We start from the raw sequence: 20290 nt of genomic DNA on the forward strand, positions 1-20290 counted from the left end.
CTGAACAGCACGTATCAGAATACACAAACGTTGCAATGGCTGCAAAGGCCGAGGGGTATAATGATGTTGAATCCATGCTATGCGCATTTTCTGAGCAGGAAAAAGGAATAGCAGAGGCACTTAACAGGGCTGGCATGGAAAAGGTAATAACAGATATGGCAAAGGAGGAATCTGAACAGCACGTATCAGAATACACAAACGTTGCAATGGCTGCAAAGGCCGAGGGACATGAGGACATAGAAAAAATGCTTTGTGCTTTTGCAGAGCAGGAAGAGGGCATAGCTAAAACACTTGAAAAGACAAAAAACGCCTTCTAAATTAGAAAACTTTAAATATTATATTTTAATTTAATATATTAATTCTGTCACACAATTTTTATTTTTTATATTTCCCTGTGAACAATTGAAACCGGCAGCTTGCATGTTTTGATTTTATTAAAAAATTCTATTGTTGTTTCGTTTATTTCATTGCCATTTAAACTGTTTATATCGAAGAATTTTATCTCCAATGAATCTGAACCGGCCTTTAAATTTCCACCCATTATGATGCACTCATAATCAAGTATTACATAATGAAAATTTGTATTAATGAATTCTGCCACGGCCATGAGTTTTCCAGTTTTTATTATCAACCCGGTTTCCTCGTGCATTTCCCTTTTAAGTGCCTCCTCAAGTGTTTCATTTAAATTTACCTTTCCACCTGGTATGGCCCATTTATTTTTATTGGGCTCATCCCTGCGTTTCCCAAGCAGTACCTGATTGTTTTTTATTATAATTCCACCAACAGCTATTTTTGGCAATCTGATCATTTCTTCTCATCCCAAAAATTTTCTTATTAAACCCATCTCATATATGTAATCGCGCATTTCATCAAATTTACCATCCTTAAATGCCAGCATTGTAAGGGATGAGTACATTAGATGTTTTCTGATTCCATATGAATTATCTGTTGGGACACCAATATTATTTTCAACATATCTCATATCGGATCTTATCATATTTATTATCTCATCATCGATATTCCATATCTCCTTAAGCAATTTTAGTGAGTCATAATTAAAATACCTTGCACTCATCTTCAGGTCAAAATTCAAGTTTAAATACAATTTATGTATTAATTCATATTCAGCTTCTGTCATTTCATTCAGGGATGCCATTCCAAGTATTTCCGGGGGTATCCCCATTGAGTACAGGGCAGCAACAAAGGATATTGCACGTGGAAGAACGGCCTTTCCTGTACTCCTGGAGTAACCAAACAATCCTATGTGCAGTTTTCTGGCCCTTCTCTTGGGCAAATATAATGTAATATCATTTATGGGCCTTGCAATTGCCTCTATTTCCCTCTGGAATCTTTTTTTATATTTGTCAAGTATGGATTTAAAAATATTTAAATCAACATTATCCGGCAGTTTCCTGTAGTCTGGATCGTGCAGGTTAATTTGAGCCACCGCCTTTTTTACAGTGTTTATATCATAATCAAATTTAAACGCGGACTGTACTGTATATGTATAGTATGAATCATACTCCTCCAGTGCATTTACCGTGTTATCCGGGCCAAGGTTACCCCTGAATGGTGATGACCCTGCACCAAGCATGGGGTAAATGTTAATATTGAGTTTATTGCTTAATTCCCTGAGTCTTATGGCCGCAAATTTTGCCAGAAGTGTGGCAGGAAGCATTCCATAATTCATTGCCGGATCTGATCTTGCTATAAATACCCTCATGTGATCTGGACCTGCAGCCCTATAATATCCATTAATTATGGAATCTATATTTAATATTGAGTCCATATCCTCTATTAATGGAATTACATTAATTTTTTTTGGGTAAACCTCACCTGTAACATCCCTTGCATATACATCGTCATAAAGCTTAATATCCTGCTGTCCAACTATGGCCTTTTCATAGTACTTTAAAACACCCAAAAGATCCGTGTAATCGGTTGTGAAAGGTATTATTACCTCAAAAATTGGTGGTGTCTTATTCATATAAACCCTGTTGCCAACATCATAATTAAGCGGTATGCTTGATAATGTTTCAGTTAATATTTTCCTTTCTATCCCCTCTATTCTTGGGTTTGGAACCCTGTATGTTAAAAATATATCCCTTCCAAGAATGTTCTCACTAAAAAATTTGTTATCCTTAGAAATAATTTTTCTCACAACATGTGTGTCAACATCCTTTCCCTCAGCATCCCACATAACCTCCTGAATTCCCATCTTCTTATATGCTATGTATGCTTCCTCGATCTCATCCTCATTTTTTATAATGGCTTTATCATGAGACCATTCCGGCATCCTTGCATTATCTGGATGCTGTGTGGACATTGTTTTTGGTATCATAACCTAGTTAAATGCGTTATTATATAAATATAAATCTGTATAAAATTGCACTGTAGATAATATTTTAAATAATATTGTTTTAAAATATATCAAAATTATTAAATTGTTTATTTAATAAGTGGAAGTCCATGCAATCGGCATTAATGTTATGCATTCAAAAACATTTATTAAAAAATTGGAAATAATAATATATTATTCTTGCATGCAATTTATATGGAAGAGAAATTTAAATACGCATATTACTTCACAGGCGGTTTAGTTTTACTGCTTTTCATTCAGTTTATTCTTGGAATATATATTAATCTTTATGTTAATTTTCCACCAATAACATCCCACGGATTCATGAGAATGCCCATGACTAACTTTATACCAATTATGATTCACATGGTCTTTGGCTTTCTGATTTTATTTGCATCATTTATTATATTTTATTTAATGCTTAAAATCTCTGATAATGTGCTGATTATATCATCCACAATAAGCTTTATTTTTGTCCTGATAGCAGGCCTTTCAGGCTTTTTATTCCTCTTTAATGAATCAAATACATATTCATTTCTCATGGCATTTTCATTCATAGTCATATTCGTGCTTCAGTTTGTGAATATTTACCGGCTTTCAAGAATTCAGAAATAATTTTTAATTATGTTTTGGGTCAAAATAAAAATATGTATAAAATGAAATAATATAATGGACATGCTGGAATACGATAAAAATCTTTTTTCAAGGACACTTGAGGGTTATACTGTGGTTTTGGCCCTATGTGGAAGCATTTCAATATACCGAATACCGGATCTGGTAAGAAACCTAAGAAGGGAGGGTGCAGAGGTTATAACCACAATGAGCTTTAATGCAGCACAGTTCATAAGCCCCGAGGTTATGAAATGGGCATCTGAAAACAGTGTAATAACCAGAATATCAGGAGAATTGGAGCATATCAATATTTTTTCTGAAAATCGCGATAAAAAAATTTTTTTGGTAGCCCCAGCCTCATATAACTGTATTGGTAAAATATCTTCAGGCATAGCAGACACGGTGCCATCATTATTTTTTTCACAGGCACTTGGCAGTAATGTTAAAACATTAATAGCACCTGCCATGCACAGGTCAATGATGGAAAACCCTGTAAATAAAAAAAATATAGATAAACTGATTTCAATGGGTATTTCCATAGTAAATCCAGTATATTCAGGGGATAAGGCAAAATTGGGCGATAATAACTGTATTATAGACCATGTTTCAAGGTGTGTTCATAATGAACTTTCAGGAAGGAGAATATTAATTATCTCTGGAAGGGGAGAGGCCAGAATAGACCCTGTAAGGTCCCTGACAAATGACGGAACAGGATTTACCGGTTACTGGATTGCAAGAAATGCATTTAGGCTTGGTGCTGATAAAATAACATACATAGGGAATTCTGAGGAATCAATGCCAGATTATGTGAATTACATACCTGCAAAAACCTTTGATGAGTTTAAATCAAATACTATAAAGGAATTAAAAAACAACTATGATATTGTTATAGTATCCGCTGCACTGCCGGATTTCGAGGTTATTAATAAAAACGAGGAAAAATATGATAGTAATAAGGAAATCACAATAAAACTCAAACCTGTTAAAAAACTGTTAAATATTATAAGAGAAAATTTCTCAGGGCTTCTTGTTGCGTTTAGATTAACATCAGATTTCAATGAGGATGTTATGGCGCATTTTAAAAATGTACCCGACCTTGTTGTTGTTAACACCTATAAAATGGAACCTTTTGGGAGGATAACAAATCATTACATATTTGCCGGTAATAATATATCAGAGGATATGGGTGTTATGCCCAAGCCAGTAATGACCAAAAAACTGCTTATTTATCTCTCAGGATTAAAAGGCAGGGGTGTATAAAATGCCTGAGATAGGTGCATCAATAATACAGTTAAAGCGTACTGATAAAAATTCGGCACATGACAATGCTGTAAACTCATTGAAAAATGTAAATTCAGAGATTATACTCTTCCCGGAAAAGTGGATAACAGAAAAACTGACAATGGAAGAGGCTTTATCCATAATAGAGGATCTAGGAACAGAAAATATACCATATTTCATTCCCGGGTCTTTTTCAATACAAACAGACGCTGGCCTTTTTAACAGATCATTTTTTGTACATTATGGAAAAATTGCCGGATATCAGGACAAAATAATGCTGTATGGAAACGAGAAAATTCATTATAACAGTGGAAATATTATCACCATATTTTCACATAATGATTTAAAATTCGGGATAGCAGTATGCTATGACATTGATTTTCCTTACTATATGAAAATCCTTGCAGGTAATGGATGTGATATTGTATTAAACCCATCATTAATTGGCCATGATTTTAATGTGGAATGGCATATGTACATAAAAATAAGATCTCTTGAAAACAGAATGCCGGTAATGTCTGCCAATTCTATTTCAGACCCATATCTGGGGGAATCAATAATGGCTGTACCGTTCGGATTTAAAAACGGATTTAGAATAAGGACAAAAATAGAAAAATATAAAAATATTGAAGATGTAATAAATACTGAAGACTACCGTGATGGAAGAAATAAAAGGTTTATGGAGGATCCCGGTAAATACGCTGGGCCGGAATCTAAAATAATAAAATTTTAGATAAAATTATTTTATTTTTTGTATGTATCAAGGGCCCTCTGATAAAATACATCGCGCATGATCCAGAAGGCCTCGAAGTATTCCGGTAAAAATCTGTGTTTGTAATCATCCTTTTTCGACATTTTTTCATAGTAATACATAACCTCAACTGTTTTTAATACGGCCCTGAAGAGAAGCCTGGAAACCCTGTTCCTGCTTTGAATTATATTATAATCGTCTTTCCATCCCTTAACAGAGGGGAGGGTCTTTAAGAACTGAAAATCATCTGGTTTTTCACCGGTTATTAAAAAATTCTCAAAAGACTGTATAAATTTCAGAATTCTGGAGTACTGAATGCTATCATTGTCCAGCTCAATAAGCCTGGAAACCTCCATGGCTAGTTCATACTCTCTGGTAAAAAACAGCTGTATATCGGCGTCATACCCCTCATCCTTTTGATTTATTAGGCAGTGGAAGGTTGGGAATTTATCCATAAATGTTGAATATATGTTATTTTAAATATTTTTTTAAATAATCACACAATTATATATATGTATTTAAATAAATTATTATAATCATCCCAAAATTTTCTCTATTATCCTGTAGGGATTCTTAAAAAATACATCCTGATAATGATCAAGTTTTGATTTTAATTCCTCCATTTTAATTATATTTTCAAAGCCAGCAGGGACATCGTTTATGCCAAGAAAATCTGTTCCAATGCCAACATATCTCCACCCATAGTTGTCTCCAATATAATTGATGTTTTCTATAATTCCATCAACACTGGCATGATTGAGTGTGGCGGGAATTGCGGTTATACCGATAATACCATCTGTCTCTGTAATTGCCTTTATTTCCTCGTCATCTATGTTCCTTGTGTGTTTTTTTAACGCTGTTAAATTTGTATGTGAATCTATTACCGGTGCCTTTGTTAACGCACAGGCTTCAAGAACGGTTTTTCTGGATGCATGTGCAAGGTCAATAATAATACCAGTCTTGTTTGCTATGTTAATCAATTCCTCACCAAAGCCGGTAAGTCCATAATCCTTTCTGGACATGCACGACGCTGCAAATTTTGTATCATAATTCCATGTTAATCCAATGGCACCAAGCCCAAGGTTTTTTAATATGTATAAATCATCGGGCTGATTCAGAACATCGGTGCCCTCCATTGAAATCAAAAAATTAATTCCATTGTTTATATCACTGTATCTTCTTACCAATCTTAAATAACCTGATCTCTCAAGATAATAGTAAAATTTAAACTGGTCCATCATTATGCTGTACTCTGGATATGTTCCTTCCTGTTTGAACCCATAATTCTTTGTCATTTCATCTGACAAATCAGTGTATGCTGGAATATGTGGAAAAACAACAGAAAATATTGTTACCTTTTCAAATTCCCTGAGCATATTTATTCCAGACTGGCCGTTACCAGATATTATATCACCGCGCAATGAAGAAAATGCGAAATCCTCATGCATATCAACAAATTCCATTATGGTTTATATGGCAATCCTATATTAATTATTATTGATTATTATAAATTAAATAACCATTGTATACCTTGCCAGCCTCTCGGCAGAACCCTCTGAAAGGCCATTTATACCAAGTATTGTATACCATGGCCTCATTGTATGTGCAATTGTAAGCGCCTTTATTATTTCTTGGGGTTTTACATCTAGATCTGCAGCTGTTGTGGCCGCACCAACATCGTTTAAATATTCCCTGACCTCGCCATCCTTTTTGGATTGTATATATGCCATCATAATGGTGCCAAGGCCGCAATACTCACCATGATTTGGCATTCCATGTATTTTTTCAAGTGCGAAGGTAAATAAATGTTCGCTTCCTGCCGCAACCCGGGTTGTTCCAGAGAGCTGCATAAGATAACCATCTGTAACCTCAGACAAAAATAATGTTTCTATTCCGATATAATTCATTGCCGCAACATCCGCAATCCTCTTCTTTAATAAATTGGTTGTGGCCTTTGCAACATTCATGGCGAAATCATTATATGTTTCACCTGCAAGCCAGAAGGCAAGCCTCCAGTCATAAAGTGCAGACATCTTTGAAAGCATATCACCAACTCCAGCAGAGATGTATTTTTTTGGCTGGTTTTTTAATATTTCATAATCACCAACAATAAGCGAGGGTGCCTTCGTCTGGAATGCCTCGTTTTTATCATCAATCCATAAAACAGAGTATCCAGTTGCTATTGCATCGCTTGAAAGAAGCGTTGGAACGGCAATAAAATTAAGTTCAAGTTTAGCAGATATATATTTGCACACATCAAGTGTTGAGCCACCGCCTATGCCAATTATAAAAACATCATTTTTTGATGAATAATTTTTAATTATAGCTTTTAAACTCTCGGCATTTTTAAGTGTTGGTTCTATTTTTTCGTAAATAAATGTGTTAACATAAAATCCACTGGATTCAAGGGAATCAACCACTATTTTACCTGCTATTCTAAATGCTGTTTCTCCAGATATAACGGCAGCGGTTCCGGTAATCCCTATATTTTTTAGATGCTCACCGATATTTTTTAACGATCCAAATCCCGCCTCAATGTTTGCAGAGAATTTCATAAATTTAAACTGCTGCATGTAACCATCTATTTCATTTTTTTAGAGACCTCATCCAGTGATTCAGAGAATACATCAAGTCCAGATTCTATTATATGATCCTCTATTGTGAGTGGGGCTATATACCTCATTACATTTCCATAATGCCCGCATGTAAGCATAAGCAGTCCATGCCTGAAAAGAGTTTCCTTCATGGTATTTGCCATTTCAGTGGCAGGTTCCCTTGTGCCTTTATCCCTTACAAGCTCTGCAGCGATCATGTAGCCAAGGCCGCGAACATCACCTATGAATGGATTCTTACCGGCCATTTCCTCAAACCTTTTCTTTATATATCTGCCCTTGCTTGTCACCCTGTCCAGAATATCACTTGTTTTTAAATAGTTTAAAATTGCAGTTCCAGCGGCAAGTGCCAGTGGGTTAGCCCGGTATGTGCCAAGGTGAAAGCCTGCAGGCAGATCCCTGTCATAATCAGCACGGTATGAAATCATTGATGCTGGTATTCCACCACCAACACTCTTTGATATGCACATAATATCCGGGCTAACATTATAATGCTCGGATGCCCATATTTTCCCGGTTCTTCCCATTCCACTCTGAACCTCGTCAAAAATAAGAGGTATTGAATATTTTTCAGTAACCTCCCTTAACATAGGAAGAAAATCATCAGGTGGGACTATGTATCCCCCCTCACCCTGAACAGGCTCAACAAGGACACCCCCTATTGATCCGGGACCTGCAGCCGGATCCCTTATTATATATTCAAGCTGTTCTATGACGACCTTGCTTATATCCTCCTCAGGAACATCTACCGGAAATCTATATGGATAAGGAAATGGAAGGTGGTATATATCCCTTGGGGATATTCCGGCATAATCCCTGTAATGATAATTTGCTGTTGCACCCACAATGTCCCCGGCAACGCCATGATATGACCCACCAAAGGCAACAATGGTTTTTTTGCCTGATACATGCCTGGCAAGGCTTATTGCAGCCTCGCATGCATCGGCACCGGTAACAGTAAACATTGTCCTTGCATGGTCCTTAAGTTCCTTTGGTAGCACTGAATTTAAAGTTTTCAAAAAATTGATTCTTGCCTCCGTGGGGACCTCATTGATATGAACTATTTTTTCAAGCTGCTCCTCTATTGCATGCCTGACAATAGGGTTGTTATGCCCAAGATTTAAAACACTAATGCCTGCAAACCAGTCTATAAATATATTGCCGTCAAGATCCATTACTGTTGATCCCCTGGCATTATCAACGGCAAGTTTAAATGCCCTTGTATAGGTTCTGCTCTGTGTTTCAAGCATGTCCTGCTCATTTAACGCAATCCTTGACCTTGGACCTGGCAGCTCTGTTTTTATTACAGGCGCCTCATCATAACTTAAATTATATACCTCCATTTTAATCACCCTTAACTGTTTTCACTTATTTCCATTTCAGCATCATAATTTCCTGCATTCTGCAGCACTTCCGGTTTTTTAAATTTATAATATAATGTAACCGCAACCGCACCAACAACTATCCAGAGAACCGCGAGTATAACTATAATAAAATACGCAAGATTAAGCGTTGTTGGGTCCGATATATATGTCTGTATGTTTGTAAGCACTGTATAATAAATAATAACAAGCCCAACAAAACTTGCAATGGTCGGCATAACATAATGGTACAGTATGCTTGATTCCCCTGTTTTCTTAAGCACCGTGTGGCTAAAGAATGTAAGAGATGTATTTCCAATTATATGTACTGTAACTATGCATACGCCCGTCATTGTTAAAAGAATTAATGCGGCGTTCACAGGTCCAAAATATATGCCTGTTATTATATCAAGCACAAATGAAATGGCAAGCCAAACAAGCATGGCATGTCCTGGTGTTCTGTATTTTTTATGCACCTCACCAATATACTCCGGAAATATGACCCTATCCCTGGCTGCGGAATACCATATCCTGCTCACTGCATTTGTTTTTGAAACTGCATACGAAAAATAGCTATTTGTAGTGAATATTATTAATAAAATGAACCCAACAGGTCCAAGATATCTATAGAATACAATAAGTCCCGGATCAGGTGCGCTGGCAAAGGCTGATATTGATGGAAGGCCCCATCCAACAACAAGGGCATATGAGGCCGGTATCAGTGCAAGCCCTGCAAGAAGCCATGCAATTAAAATTGATTTTCTCACGTTTCTCTTTGAATTTTTCATCTCCTCGGATATTGTTGTAACAGTGCCAAGTCCGGTGAAATCCACTATGGAAAATATAACTCCAAAGAAAAAAGAACCTATGGCACTGCCTGTTGGCAGGTAAAATGGCTTTAATGTATTTGCCGATCCAAGCCTTGCGATAATTATAAATGAGCCTATGACAAGTAGCAAAACCTCAAGCATTCCGGTAATTGCCATATAATTTGTTGACACCTTTATTCCAAGATATGGAAGAATAAACATGTAGAGTGTTATTATTACAGCAAAGAGGATCCATAAATATGGTATATTGCTAATATAGGTTGAGATCGCAAATATGAACGCAGATAAACCGAGTATGCCGAAGGCCTGACCTGTAAAGTTCTCACCCATCCATGTAAATAGCGCCATTGGTCCGAAGCCGCCACCCCTGGTGCTACCCGCAGCATATGCATAATAACTTCCCGCATTTGCCTTGTATTTTGAAAATTCATATGGCATTATCATGAATAAACCGTATGAAAGCCATGCCACTATAATTGCCAGCGGTGTGGCAACAAGTGCAAATGCAACGGTGCCAAGTAATAAAATTGCCACATCTGCAGCCGGGCCGACATATGATAAGGACTGAAAAATTCCCTGAATGCTGCCAACAGCATTGCTTTTTAATTTATTTGTTCCAGAAGAATGCTTAATCTCATCAACCATATAAATATAAACTTAAGATGATATAAAATGATTCTTATGATTAAGTGAAACAGTATTTTATAGCAATAATTTTTCCTTTTTTATTATTAAAACAAAATTTTTTGACATAAAAACATATTTATTGATAGAAAATATAAAATAGTGATAAAACTTTTAATCATTATGGTGGATGAATTTGATAGAAGAATATTAACCATTCTTAAAAATGATTGTGATGTGCCATTAAAGGAAATTGGCAAAAAGGTTGGATTATTTTCAGCCTCCGCAATTAGCAAGAGGATAAATAAACTAAAGGAGGATGGCATAATAAAAAAACAGGTTGCACTCCTGGATTATGAGAAATTGAATTTTGATTTTATATCCATAATATTTGTTAAAACAAAATATCATAAGGATTATGCACAGATAATTGGCAACAAGCTAAAATCACTTCCAAATGTTGTTGCAGTATTTTTTATACTGGGTGATATTGATTTTGTTATTCTGACCGTGAACAGAAACAGGCAGGATTTTTTGCGTATAATGGAAAAGCTCACCAGCATGGACGAAATAGAAAGAAGCGATTCACGGGTTGTTGCATATACAATTAAGGATATTGATTTCTCATCTATAGAGCTTTAAATATATCTTTTTCATAGGACTCTGCCATTCCAAATATCCTAAGGCTCTCCTCATAAAACAGTTTAATTTTCAATTTTTCTGTAAAAATATATTCTGAGCCTTTATATATCCCTAAATTTATGGCGATGTTTCCCAGAGATGCATTTATTGAGGAGTATGCCATATATGCCGAGGTTATATCATCTGTAACAAGATTTTTATTTCCATTATAAAGAAGATAAACTGCATTTTCAAGGTTTATCAATGATCTAATTGCTATTTTCCATGATGTTATTATGCTTTTTTTTACCGCATAATTTATTTTATTGGGCCTGTTTTTATCATTACGGGAAATTCTTAAGGCATCCATTATGTCCATAAAATTTTTTTCATCCTCATTCATTAAACTTTTTAAGTCATCTATAATTTTATTGCTCTGTAAAACAATATTATTATATTTCCCGTAATTTTCCCTGAGCTTTTCCTTTTTTAATGATAGCAGGGATGCCATTGAATTTAATGATGCTGAAAATATTGATGTTAATGCTGATGCAGATCCACCGCCGGGTGCTGCAGAATCGCTTTTTAAATTATTTATATATTCATCTATTTCCATAGCTTCCTAATATTTTATATTCTAAAATATTTTTGCCAGATATATCCGCCTTTATGAATTTTCCAAGGGATAATGCAACAGCGTCAGCAGGCAGGAGACCAATTATCTCACTTGATTCTATGTCAAATCCCATACCTTTTGCCTCGGAATCTATAAAATTATATATGTTATTAATTGGTGAACATTTATAACAGTATATATTCATGGATAACTGCGTGTAACCCTTTGACTTAATTGGGAATGCAAGTGCCTTTACCCCCTTAAAATATTTTCCTGATCTTATTTTTTTCACAATCATATTTACCTTTGAAACGTCATCTGTATTAATATTCACATTATAGGCTATAAGGAAATTTCTTGCGCCAACCATCATTGCACCTGCACTGCCCAAAACAGCAGGCCCGTAATCAGGTTTATATTTTTCCTCCAAAATATGCTGTTTTAGTTCCTCATACTGAAAATGCATATTCCTTATGTATGATATATCCCTCCTTTCCGGAATTTTCGCTGATTCACCATACATATAAACAGGGATGCCAAGCTCGCTACCTATTCTATAACCAAGTTTATTTGATATTTCTATGGCCTCATTCATGGTGGAATTTCCCATTGGAACTATAGGAAGCACATCCAGCGCACCTATTCTTGGATGCAATCCCCTGTGTTTTTCCATATCTATGAGTTCCTTTGCACTTTTTGCAAGGTCAAACAGTATCTGTACAATCCTATCGTTATCTGCTATCAGCGTTATAACACTTCTGTTATGGTCCCTATCAGATGTGCTGTCCAGAAAAGTACCACCGCCTGATGTTATTATGCCTTTTAATATTTCAATTATATTCTCATCGGATGTGCTAAAATTGGGGACTGATTCAAAAATATTCATGATATATTATATATTATAGGTATTTATACTAATTTGTTTTAAAAATGATGTTATCTTATATTTTATCTGATCTGATAACATATATGTTTATGCTGTAAGTAACTTATCTAATTACATGTTGGGTTCAAAAATTTTTATATTCCTTCAGGTATTGTCATTAATGCACCGTGATGTAATATGATAACTAGTATAAAAAATGTTATAAAAAGGGACGGAACTGAGGTTCCATTCGATAAGGGTAAAATAGCAATGGCAATTTATAAGGCCATGCTTTCGGTTAAAATGGGTTCAATGGAGGATGCAAACAAGCTTGCCGATATTGTTACAGAGGAATTGGAAAAATCAGGGGGGGTACCAAATGTTGAATCCATACAGGATACTGTAGAAAATGTTCTTATGACAAGAAAGATTGATGGTAAATCGTATATACCTGTTGCAAAATCATATATATTATACAGGGAAAAGAGGAAAACCATAAGGGAGGAAAAGGAGCTACTTGGTGTAAAGGACGATCTAAAATTAACTGTAAATGCAATAAAGGTTCTTGAGGCAAGGTATTTATTCAAGGACTCTGAGGGCAAAATAATAGAAACCCCAAGGCAGATGTTCCACCGTGTTGCAGTACATCTGGCCATAATACAGGGATTATATGATTACCGTGATTTCCAGAAAAATGGTGTTATACATGAGGATGGTGAGGTCTATTCAGGTCTTTCAAAAACACAGATAGATGAATTGAGGAGGGCCTTTAATGAGTTAAAGAAGGAAAAGGAGCTAACAGGCACGTTTGATGAATTCCTTGATTTTCTTGAGACAAAGAAAACAAGAATAAATTATTATATCAAAAAATTTGAGGACGAAATGATAAACCTGCGCTTTGTTCCAAATTCACCAACATTAATGAATGCCGGTGGACCACTTGGTCAGCTTTCAGCATGCTTTGTGCTTCCAGTCGATGATAGCATAGATTCCATATTTGATGCATTAAAATATACCGCGGAGATACACAAATCTGGCGGTGGCACAGGTTTCTCATTCTCAAGGCTAAGGGCATCAGATGACATAGTTGCATCCACAAAGGGTGTTGCATCAGGCCCAGTATCATTTATGAGAATATTTGATGTTACAACAGATGTAATAAAACAGGGTGGCAAGAGAAGGGGGGCAAACATGGGCATACTTAACTATAACCACCCGAACATAATGGACTTTATAATGAGCAAGGACTCAGATAACAAGGTTCTAAGCAATTTCAATATATCTGTTGCGGTTGATGATGAATTTTTTGAAAAGCTGGACAATGATGATTATATTGAGCTTAAGAATCCACGTGATAAAAGAACGATGGGAAAAATTAAGGCAAGGACCCTCTGGAATTCCATAATAAACCAGGCATGGAAGACCGGAGACCCCGGAATGGTTTTCCTTGATGAAATTAATAAAAAGAACCCTGTGAAAAATATAGGGTATATAGAATCAACAAATCCCTGTGTAACAGGTGATACAAGAATATACACATCCGAGGGAATAAAAACAGCAAAACAGCTGTATGATTATGGAGAGCCATTAAATATAAAGATAGATGGAAGATTAGGTGGCAATTTCAGAAAATCATCAAATGTCATTTATACAGGCTATAAGGATGTATATAAGATAACAACCAGGGAGGGATTCGAAATAAAGGTAACCGGAGACCATAAAATCTACAGCGATGAAAGAGGATGGGTAGAGGCATTAAAGTTAAGAAAGGGCGAAAAAATAAGAATACTAAATGAAGGAGGAGCTTTTGGAAGCTATGGCAGCCTTGAGGAAGGAAGGGTCCTTGGATGGCTTGTTGGTGATGGCCATATAAACAAAGGCAATAATAACGATCGGGCCGTTCTATCATTCTATGACCAGGATCGCGTATTGGCAAAGGATTTTGAAAATTATGTAAATAATATAATAAGGCCATCAACGAATAACCGTGATTACCATGTAGGACTGGTAAACATAGAGAGCAGAAACTGCACAACAATAGCATCTGAAAGATTAAAGGAAATGGCTAAAGAATATGATTTATTGGATGAAAAATTAAAGGTTCCTGAGAAGGTATTTGAAGGATCAATGGAAATGCAGAAAGGATTTATACAGGCACTATTCGAGGCGGATGGTACAGTAAATCTAGATGGGAACAGCACAAGGCATATACATTTAACATCAATAAGCGAGAAACTATTACGTGGTGTTCAAGAATTGTTACTTAACTTTGGAATATACAGTAGAATATATTTCAATCGCAGAAAGGCTGGATTTAAAATGCTTCCAGATTCAAATAGAAATCTAAAAATGTATAAAACTCAACCATATCACGAGTTATATATCATGGGTAAAAGTTCGGTAACATTCTATAATAAAATAGGATTTTTATCCGAAAGAAAGAACTCAAAGTTATTAAAGCTTGTAAATAGTTACTCACATGGACCTAGAGATGAGAAATGGGTTGCAAGGGTTGATAATATAGAATATGTAGGTAAGGAAGATGTATATGATTTAGTAGAACCATCTACTCATTCATTTGTAGCTAGCGGAATTGTGGTACACAACTGTGGCGAGCAGCCGCTTATGCCCTATGAATCCTGCAATCTCGGTTCAATAAATCTATCAAAATTTGTGGAGAATGGTCAGTTCAATTTTGATAAATATAAAGAAACAATAGACATAGCCACAAGGTTCCTTGAAAACGTAGTAGATGCCAACAAATTCCCTGTAGAGGAAATAAAAAACATGACAAGAAAGACCAGAAAAATAGGCCTTGGATTAATGGGATTTGCAGACATGCTAATAATGCTTGGCATACCATATAACAGCAATGAGGCCCTTGAAATGGCGGAAAAGGTCATGAAAACACTTAATGATGAGTCACACCTTGAATCACAGAGACTTGCTGAGGAGAGGGGTGTCTTCCCCGGATGGTATGGATCAGAATGGGAGGAAAACGGAATAAAGATGAGAAATTCAACAACAACAACCATTGCCCCAACAGGTACAATATCAATAATTGCCGGATGTTCCTCATCAATTGAGCCATTATTTGCCATAGCCTTTGTAAGACATGTGCTAAACGGGCAGGAATTACTGGAGGTAAATCCCCTATTTGAGGATGCCCTAAGGTCAAGGGGGCTTTACTCAAATGAGATAATGGAAAAGGTTGCACAGACAGGGAACCTGCAGAATGTTGATTTACCTGATGACCTGAAATCAATATTTGTGACTGCGCAGGAGATAGATCCTGAATGGCATGTAATAATGCAGGCAACATTCCAGAGATACTGCGATTCCGGAGTATCAAAGACAATTAACCTTCCCTATGAGGCAACTCCAGATGACATTGCAAAGGCATACAGGCTCGCAAAGGATCTGCACTGCAAGGGTATAACGGTTTACAGGGACAGGAGCAAGAGCCAGCAGGTATTATATGCAGGAACAAAAAAGGAAACTGAGGAGACAAAAAAAAGTGATGAGGAAAAAAAAATTGATTTATCATTAAAAATGCCCGATAAATTCCTGAAACTTGACTCCACATTCGACCCTGCATGCCCAACAGGAAAATGTGATTTATAAAAATATTTTTATAATATTATTTAATTAAATTTCATGCAATTTTATGTATCAATGTAAAAAATACATGAATGATATTATAACATAAACTATTATTTAGAAATTTTCAAGTATGTTTGTGAAATAAAAAAATGCGTTGTATGGTGATTTATAGGGATTAAAATATTCATGGACCTCCTGATCTGGGCCTGTGCCTGCTGCCATATAGTAAAAATTATCTGAGGTCTGAAGATATCCAAAGAGTTTTTCATCAATTTTATCGCCCTTTGATAACAAAATATTTAGCGCCTCAACCTGCATACTGTTTCCAGTCCATGGTGATAGGTCCCTCCCGGTATCAGCCCATGATATTGTGGAATCTGTATTTATAACTGATTTAACAGAAAATTTTAACGCGTCATTTACCCTGAGGTCGTTTATATTATTTTTAATCATTTCAGTTTTCAATGATTTTAAAAATTCAAAAATTCCGGTGGAACTGTCCTGATGTTCCCCAAATGTCTCATAATCCATAAAAATATTAATTACATCGCCTTCTGAGTGTTTAATCCAGGATGCATATTTTTCGGCTGTAAGTGGAAACTCCGGCCACGATCTGTTTGAGAATCTAAATGATATGTCATCACTTAAATTATAATTCCTTAAAAGCATTCCTAATCCATTAATATCCTTATAAACAAAGTTGGGTGAATTGGCGTTATTGAATCTGTCTGTAAATTCTGTTAAAATTAAATTGTATCCAATATTTTTAACAATCCTGCCAATATTTGTATTGTAAATTAATTCTGTATTTCTAAAATTTTTGGGTTTGATTCCAAATACATTTTTCATTTTTTCAGCATGCATGGAAATTTGTTTTTTAAATTCGTTTTCATCATAGATTCCTGCAAGGCTGTGATAATAGGTTTCATCAAGCAATTCCCCAAGCCCGGATTTAAAGTATTCCTTAAACGCATCAAGAACCTCTGGGTAAAACATCTCAGCCTGTTCTATAAATGTACCTGATAATGAGAATGTGGCATTTATATTATTCTCCATTAAAATTCTTGTTGCAGGTATGTATGATTTTTCCGAAATTCTTTTAAAAATCCTCTCATTTTCAGAGTCCCAGAAGAATGAATTATTATTGCCTATTTCGTACCTTCTGTAAGGTCTCAGCCTACGTGGCTGGTGAACCTCAAAATACATTATTACATTATCCGTCATATTGATCTGTATACCTCCATTGTTTTAATGGCAGCACTCTCCCATGTAAATTTCCTTGCCTCAATCTGGCCATTTATACCCATGGTCTCTCTTAATCCCCTATGAAGAAGCATTGAGATTATATATTCAGATAAAAGTTCAGTGTCCCAGTAATCAGATCTGAAAACATTATGAAGCGCCTCACCAACACCGGTTGTGTAGCTAATTATTGCGGGGGTTCCGGTGCTCATTGCCTCTATAACAGACATGCCAAATGGCTCGGATACCGCGGGGAGCAGAAACACATCACTGTTTTTATAATAGTATATCTGCTCATTAAAGCTTACAAAGCCCCTGAATATAACATTCTTATTTATTCCAAGTTCACCTGTAATTCTCCTCATCTCAGGCTCCTGATCACCGGTACCGGCAAATGTAAATTTAATATCTGGAAATTTCTTTATAACACGGTATGCCGCATTCAGGAAAAATCTTGGTCCTTTCTGTGTTGTAATTCTCCCAAAATAAAGAACGTTTCTGTATAAATCATAGGATTTCTGCGGCATGTTTATGAATGTATTATCTATACCATTATGCACAACATAAATTTTTTTTGGATCTGCATTATAATATTTAATAATCATCTTCTGGGTGTATTCTGATACGGCTATTATTCTGTCAGCATATTTTATGCCCCTTCTTTCAATGTCCATTATATATTTTTGTGGGAAAAAGTTTCCGGATCTGTCTATTTCTGTGCTGTGCACTGTTATTACAAGGGGTTTATTATATCTTTCCTTAAGCTCAATGCCCGCCTCAAATGTAATCCAGTCATGGCAGTGTATAATATCGGTTTCAGGATCGAATTGATCAACAACCATCTCATTATAATATTTTATCTTTTCATTAAAATCATGAAATTTAATGCCATCGAATCCGGTATAATAACTTTCATTTCTTATATTTTTTTCATTAATTTTATAATTGGTTTTCACCCTTTTTACCCTAAATGGATAATATGGATAAAGTCCTGAAACATCTGGAATATACAGCGTTACATCAAAAATCTTATTTATAATTGAAAATATATTTATGGTATGAACACCCAGGCCACCTGAAAATGCAGGCGGAAGCTCCCAGCCGATTACAGATATCCTCATTTAATTGCCCCCAAGATCCTCAAAGTAAGATCTTATTAATTCCCCGTAACTCCATGCCTGAAGTATGCAGCCCTTTGGCGTCCCATCATCATCAAAGAGTTCCGGTATTTTCCTCATGTTATATAGTGATGAAAAATAATCAAGCAAATCTGAGGCACTGTTGCCTGACCTTACAGCCGCCGTAATATACGGGCCTGCAAGCCACGGCCATATGATTCCATTATGATATGCCCTGTCACGGTGAAGCCGGTCACCGGTATATACAGGTATGTAATCAGGATCCTCTGGAGATAATGTTCTGAGCCCATATGGTGTTATAAGGTATTTATCAACCTGATTTTTGTATTTATTAAAGTTATTTAATACCGGGAATGGAAGTGAAAAGGCAAAAATAAAATTAGGCCTTAATTTAAAATCATCTGGAAGCACATCGTAAATTTTTCCATCATGCATGTATAGATTTTCAAAATTTTTTTCGATATACTTATATATATTTTTATAGGAATCATCATAACCAATTGAAACCTCATTGCAGAGGAACTCATATGTTTTAAGCGCATTATACCATAGCGCATTTATCTCCACAGGCATTCCTGAACGTGGCGTGAATATTATATTATTATACTCCGCATCCATCCACGTCAGCTTGCCCATCTTTAATTTTATAAGGTTATTTTCCATAAAATAATAGTCATTACCCCTAATATATCCATCTATAATCTCCTTAATTGCCGGCATAAAATGCCTTATGGTGTTAACATCTTTTGTGTACTCATAATACTTATAAACTGCATAGATAAACCAGAGCGATACATCTGCAGCATCATATTCCCCTGCCATCGTTTTGGGAATTATTCCGTTTTTCATTTGCCTCATATATGTAAATAGAATATCCCTGGCAAGTTCATATCTACCGGGTATAAGCGCAAGCCCCGGCAGGGATATAAATGTATCCCTGCCCCATGGGCCAAACCAGTAATATCCCGCTATTATATTATTTTTAAGGAGGAAAATATTTGCCTTTTCATACATGTTTTTTATATTTATTCTATTTGATCTAATTTTATATCTGCTTTTAATGTATTCTTTAAGGGTATCATCAAAGGATTCGCCAGCATATGATGCATCAGAATGCACAGTAATTTCAATGTTTTTGCCTGGATATCTTAGCTCAAAGTGCCCCGGAAGATACAGATCCTCCTCATAATGTGATCCTCTTTCAATTTCAACAGGATACTGAAAATTATAATACCACAAATTATCTGTAATAAAATTGCCATCAGCTCCAATCCAAAGATTATTTTGAACGGATGAAAAATGAACAAATTTACCATTTTTCTGCCATACAAAAATACGATCACCCTTTCTTATTATATCATTGGAATTTCTAAAACTTAATAATGGATAAAATCTTGCAATTTCAGGCTCAGGGTCCATTTCATATTTTATTATTAAAACATCCTTAAGTGGATGCATAATTATGCTTTTTTTTATTTTGAAATTCTGTGAAGAATATACAAACTGGGGATATGGATCATCATTAAGGTCACTTAAATATTTTCTGCCGTCGGGAAATACAGTGCCCGGATAGTAATTTGAATCCAGGTTTATCCTATCTGAATCAAATTCAAATTCCTCAAAGAATTTTGAAAGCATTACCATTCTATCATAATTCTCATTTATATTTTTTACAAAAATGCCGTGATACGTCCTTAGATTTGCAAAGGATGCTGAGGATGATGAATAGCTTGCATTTTTATTTGCAATGATCCACTCATAATTATAATCCATA

At 35.6% G+C, this 20290-nt stretch carries 17 protein-coding genes and 1 pseudogene; 6 read left to right on the forward strand and 12 right to left on the reverse strand.

Annotated elements, in window-relative coordinates; genetic code table 11:
- A pseudogene (locus AOG54_RS10130) lies at nucleotides 1-317 on the forward strand (rubrerythrin); the annotation flags it as partial.
- Nucleotides 318-382: 65 nt separating this feature from the next.
- On the opposite strand, the gene AOG54_RS05605 reads toward AOG54_RS10130, so the two are convergent.
- Both AOG54_RS05605 and ppcA read right to left on the reverse strand, forming a co-directional pair.
- A complete protein-coding gene (locus AOG54_RS05605; protein WP_048101549.1) occupies nucleotides 383-808 on the reverse strand; it encodes an NUDIX hydrolase in 426 nt (141 codons plus the stop codon).
- Between the two features lie 6 nt (nucleotides 809-814).
- Entirely contained in the window at nucleotides 815-2341 is a 1527-nt protein-coding gene (gene ppcA / locus AOG54_RS05610; RefSeq protein WP_055032520.1) for a phosphoenolpyruvate carboxylase, read from the reverse strand.
- A gap of 213 nt (nucleotides 2342-2554) precedes the next feature.
- On the opposite strand from ppcA, the gene AOG54_RS05615 reads away from it, so the two are divergent.
- From AOG54_RS05615 to AOG54_RS05625, 3 genes are read left to right on the forward strand one after another with little or no spacing between them, the layout of a single operon-like run.
- Nucleotides 2555-2974: a hypothetical protein gene (locus AOG54_RS05615; protein ID WP_054964344.1), complete on the forward strand. Its 420-nt coding sequence runs from the start codon at nucleotides 2555-2557 to the stop codon at nucleotides 2972-2974.
- A gap of 54 nt (nucleotides 2975-3028) precedes the next feature.
- Nucleotides 3029-4231 (forward strand): bifunctional phosphopantothenoylcysteine decarboxylase/phosphopantothenate--cysteine ligase CoaBC, encoded by a 1203-nt coding sequence (gene coaBC / locus AOG54_RS05620; RefSeq protein WP_236689098.1) that lies wholly within the window; start codon nucleotides 3029-3031, stop codon nucleotides 4229-4231.
- 1 nt (nucleotide 4232) lies between these two features.
- Nucleotides 4233-4985: a carbon-nitrogen hydrolase family protein gene (locus tag AOG54_RS05625; protein WP_156318721.1), complete on the forward strand. Its 753-nt coding sequence runs from the start codon at nucleotides 4233-4235 to the stop codon at nucleotides 4983-4985.
- Between the two features lie 11 nt (nucleotides 4986-4996).
- Here AOG54_RS05625 and AOG54_RS05630 read toward each other — a convergent pair whose 3' ends face one another.
- From AOG54_RS05630 to AOG54_RS05650, 5 genes are all read right to left on the reverse strand, one after another.
- Nucleotides 4997-5458, reverse strand: coding sequence for a hypothetical protein (locus AOG54_RS05630; protein WP_055032522.1), 462 nt, complete (start codon nucleotides 5456-5458; stop codon nucleotides 4997-4999).
- An 81-nt stretch (nucleotides 5459-5539) separates the two neighbouring features.
- The gene (locus tag AOG54_RS05635) at nucleotides 5540-6466 is read right to left on the reverse strand and encodes a membrane dipeptidase (RefSeq protein ID WP_055032523.1); all 927 of its coding nucleotides are present in this window, start codon (nucleotides 6464-6466) and stop codon (nucleotides 5540-5542) included.
- A 48-nt stretch (nucleotides 6467-6514) separates the two neighbouring features.
- Entirely contained in the window at nucleotides 6515-7576 is a 1062-nt protein-coding gene (locus AOG54_RS05640) for a sn-glycerol-1-phosphate dehydrogenase (protein WP_055032524.1), read from the reverse strand.
- A gap of 8 nt (nucleotides 7577-7584) precedes the next feature.
- Complete coding sequence (locus AOG54_RS05645) at nucleotides 7585-8958, reverse strand: aspartate aminotransferase family protein (protein WP_055032533.1); 1374 nt, start codon at nucleotides 8956-8958, stop codon at nucleotides 7585-7587.
- An 11-nt stretch (nucleotides 8959-8969) separates the two neighbouring features.
- Nucleotides 8970-10451: an APC family permease gene (locus AOG54_RS05650; protein ID WP_055032525.1), complete on the reverse strand. Its 1482-nt coding sequence runs from the start codon at nucleotides 10449-10451 to the stop codon at nucleotides 8970-8972.
- Nucleotides 10452-10613: 162 nt separating this feature from the next.
- Between AOG54_RS05650 and AOG54_RS05655 the strand changes: the two genes are divergently transcribed.
- Nucleotides 10614-11072 carry an Lrp/AsnC family transcriptional regulator gene (locus AOG54_RS05655; RefSeq protein ID WP_054964538.1) on the forward strand — a complete coding sequence of 153 codons (459 nt, stop codon included), beginning with the start codon at nucleotides 10614-10616 and terminating at the stop codon, nucleotides 11070-11072.
- Here the strand turns inward: AOG54_RS05655 and AOG54_RS05660 are convergent.
- The gene (locus AOG54_RS05660) at nucleotides 11059-11667 is read right to left on the reverse strand and encodes a cyclodeaminase/cyclohydrolase family protein (protein WP_048101540.1); all 609 of its coding nucleotides are present in this window, start codon (nucleotides 11665-11667) and stop codon (nucleotides 11059-11061) included. The two genes, AOG54_RS05655 and AOG54_RS05660, sit on opposite strands and share 14 nt — an antisense overlap.
- Nucleotides 11654-12553, reverse strand: coding sequence for a glutamate formimidoyltransferase (ftcD, locus tag AOG54_RS05665; protein ID WP_054964539.1), 900 nt, complete (start codon nucleotides 12551-12553; stop codon nucleotides 11654-11656). Before ftcD ends, AOG54_RS05660 begins: the two co-directional genes overlap by 14 nt.
- 177 nt (nucleotides 12554-12730) lie before the next feature.
- On the opposite strand from ftcD, the gene AOG54_RS09540 reads away from it, so the two are divergent.
- The gene (locus AOG54_RS09540; protein WP_084795514.1) at nucleotides 12731-16156 is read left to right on the forward strand and encodes an LAGLIDADG family homing endonuclease; all 3426 of its coding nucleotides are present in this window, start codon (nucleotides 12731-12733) and stop codon (nucleotides 16154-16156) included.
- Between the two features lie 93 nt (nucleotides 16157-16249).
- Here AOG54_RS09540 and AOG54_RS05680 read toward each other — a convergent pair whose 3' ends face one another.
- From AOG54_RS05680 to AOG54_RS05690, 3 genes are read right to left on the reverse strand one after another with little or no spacing between them, the layout of a single operon-like run.
- Nucleotides 16250-17359, reverse strand: coding sequence for a glycoside hydrolase family 57 protein (locus AOG54_RS05680; RefSeq protein ID WP_054964540.1), 1110 nt, complete (start codon nucleotides 17357-17359; stop codon nucleotides 16250-16252).
- Nucleotides 17356-18498: a glycosyltransferase family 4 protein gene (locus AOG54_RS05685; RefSeq protein WP_054964541.1), complete on the reverse strand. Its 1143-nt coding sequence runs from the start codon at nucleotides 18496-18498 to the stop codon at nucleotides 17356-17358. The genes AOG54_RS05680 and AOG54_RS05685 overlap by 4 nt, the downstream gene beginning before the upstream one ends.
- Nucleotides 18499-20289, reverse strand: a complete 1791-nt coding sequence (locus AOG54_RS05690) for an amylo-alpha-1,6-glucosidase (protein ID WP_055032526.1) — start codon at nucleotides 20287-20289, stop codon at nucleotides 18499-18501.
- Nucleotide 20290: the final 1 nt, after the last annotated feature.

The organism is Acidiplasma aeolicum, assembly GCF_001402945.1.
Taxonomy (GTDB): Archaea; Thermoplasmatota; Thermoplasmata; order Thermoplasmatales; family Thermoplasmataceae; genus Acidiplasma; species Acidiplasma aeolicum.

Coding starts and splice junctions, on each gene's coding strand:
- AOG54_RS05605 (WP_048101549.1), bottom strand. CDS start 808: ATGATCAGATTGCCAAAAATAGCTGTTGGTGGAATTATAATAAAAAAC.
- ppcA (WP_055032520.1), bottom strand. CDS start 2,341: ATGATACCAAAAACAATGTCCACACAGCATCCAGATAATGCAAGGATG.
- AOG54_RS05615 (WP_054964344.1), top strand. CDS start 2,555: ATGGAAGAGAAATTTAAATACGCATATTACTTCACAGGCGGTTTAGTT.
- coaBC (WP_236689098.1), top strand. CDS start 3,029: ATGGACATGCTGGAATACGATAAAAATCTTTTTTCAAGGACACTTGAG.
- AOG54_RS05625 (WP_156318721.1), top strand. CDS start 4,233: ATGCCTGAGATAGGTGCATCAATAATACAGTTAAAGCGTACTGATAAA.
- AOG54_RS05630 (WP_055032522.1), bottom strand. CDS start 5,458: ATGGATAAATTCCCAACCTTCCACTGCCTAATAAATCAAAAGGATGAG.
- AOG54_RS05635 (WP_055032523.1), bottom strand. CDS start 6,466: ATGGAATTTGTTGATATGCATGAGGATTTCGCATTTTCTTCATTGCGC.
- AOG54_RS05640 (WP_055032524.1), bottom strand. CDS start 7,576: ATGCAGCAGTTTAAATTTATGAAATTCTCTGCAAACATTGAGGCGGGA.
- AOG54_RS05645 (WP_055032533.1), bottom strand. CDS start 8,958: ATGGAGGTATATAATTTAAGTTATGATGAGGCGCCTGTAATAAAAACA.
- AOG54_RS05650 (WP_055032525.1), bottom strand. CDS start 10,451: ATGGTTGATGAGATTAAGCATTCTTCTGGAACAAATAAATTAAAAAGC.
- AOG54_RS05655 (WP_054964538.1), top strand. CDS start 10,614: ATGGTGGATGAATTTGATAGAAGAATATTAACCATTCTTAAAAATGAT.
- AOG54_RS05660 (WP_048101540.1), bottom strand. CDS start 11,667: ATGGAAATAGATGAATATATAAATAATTTAAAAAGCGATTCTGCAGCA.
- ftcD (WP_054964539.1), bottom strand. CDS start 12,553: ATGAATATTTTTGAATCAGTCCCCAATTTTAGCACATCCGATGAGAAT.
- AOG54_RS09540 (WP_084795514.1), top strand. CDS start 12,731: ATGATAACTAGTATAAAAAATGTTATAAAAAGGGACGGAACTGAGGTT.
- AOG54_RS05680 (WP_054964540.1), bottom strand. CDS start 17,359: ATGACGGATAATGTAATAATGTATTTTGAGGTTCACCAGCCACGTAGG.
- AOG54_RS05685 (WP_054964541.1), bottom strand. CDS start 18,498: ATGAGGATATCTGTAATCGGCTGGGAGCTTCCGCCTGCATTTTCAGGT.
- AOG54_RS05690 (WP_055032526.1), bottom strand. CDS start 20,289: ATGGATTATAATTATGAGTGGATCATTGCAAATAAAAATGCAAGCTAT.